This window comes from Pseudomonas sp. GM84 (genome assembly GCF_000282535.1).
GTDB lineage: Bacteria > Pseudomonadota > Gammaproteobacteria > Pseudomonadales > Pseudomonadaceae > Aquipseudomonas.
In genome coordinates this window covers 1-1,067 of sequence record NZ_AKJC01000163.1, presented here as the reverse complement: position 1 = coordinate 1,067, position 1,067 = coordinate 1, and the positions used below count along the sequence as shown (strand labels likewise).

At 51.7% G+C, this 1,067-nt stretch carries 2 protein-coding genes; both read left to right on the top strand.

Annotated elements, in window-relative coordinates:
- Window positions 1-225: 225 nt before the first annotated feature.
- Complete coding sequence (locus tag PMI38_RS13625; protein WP_008094889.1) at window positions 226-504, top strand: hypothetical protein; 279 nt, start codon at window positions 226-228, stop codon at window positions 502-504.
- 8 nt (window positions 505-512) lie between these two features.
- A complete protein-coding gene (locus tag PMI38_RS13620) occupies window positions 513-950 on the top strand; it encodes a hypothetical protein (protein ID WP_043273621.1) in 438 nt (145 codons plus the stop codon).
- Window positions 951-1,067: the final 117 nt, after the last annotated feature.

Below are 1,067 nucleotides of genomic sequence, written 5' to 3'. Positions count from 1 at the left end.
AGGCCATGGTTGTCCGCCTTTTGGCGTCCGCCGAAGAATCGCGTCGTACCCACAAGGCAGGCAACCATGGCCTATCAGGCATAGGCACGTTGCAACAAATGGTCTGCCTGAGCCTGAGATTTCAAAGATGAAAAAGGAAATTTCCTACTTCCAAATAGGAGGTTTCGATAGTGCGTTAGTCATCCGTTTTGGTTAGACATTGCTCTTTTACTATGGAGTAGCGCTATGGAAAGGCTGTCTCGCTGGAGCGGTATTTGGAAGGAGGAGTTGGATAGAGTTGAAGATCCATTCTTTGCCACTTCTTATGTTTTCGACAACCTTCAAGGCAGGTGCGACCTTTGCGGGTTGAGAGAGCTCTTGGCTTCCGCAGTTAATCAATACGGAACGGAACCAAAGACCCAGCAGCATTATGTGGAGGCTGACGATCACTGGGACATTTCCGGTGCGTCTTGGCACTGGCGTCCGGTGCTGGCCAATGAGGTCTACGAATTTAAGAAAGGATGATTTCGGAAATGCCGGTATTGAATGCAAGGCGTTCGGCGCTGTTGTTCTGGAGTGCCATGGATGCTTTCTATATTTGCTTTGTGTTGTTTAGCAGCCTGCGCCGAGGTGCGATACCGCTTTGGACCGACCTGGATGACGCGCTCACCAACATGAGGAATTGGGGAGGTGGTCTAGAGGTGATGATATGGCTCGGCCTTGCCATACAGCTTTCTGTGGTTGTTAGCTGTGTGCTGTTTTACAGGGGGGGCAGGTCAGCTATCTACTTTGCAGCCGTGCAAATTCCATTTCGAGCGTTATTTATTGTTCCGTCCGTATCCATTTTGTTGATGGTACCGACTTTGATTGCTGGCCTGAGTAACTGGGTGTGGGCTTGCCTGTTAGTGGCTTCAGAGTTAGCCAAGGCATTGAGCTTGTGGTGGTTGCGCCGTGGTGGGATGAGGCAATGACTGCTCGCCACGACTTTTGTGGTGGTCATGAGATCGAGCGCCGCCCGCGCGGCGCATCGCGAGCAAGCTCGCTCCTACATTTGTTGCAACGTGCCACGGTCTGTCAGGCCATGGTTG

Excerpts from the sequence above, each read along its gene's own strand:
- PMI38_RS13620 (WP_043273621.1), top strand. The coding sequence starts at position 513 with ATGCCGGTATTGAATGCAAGGCGTTCGGCGCTGTTGTTCTGGAGTGCC.
- PMI38_RS13625 (WP_008094889.1), top strand. The coding sequence starts at position 226 with ATGGAAAGGCTGTCTCGCTGGAGCGGTATTTGGAAGGAGGAGTTGGAT.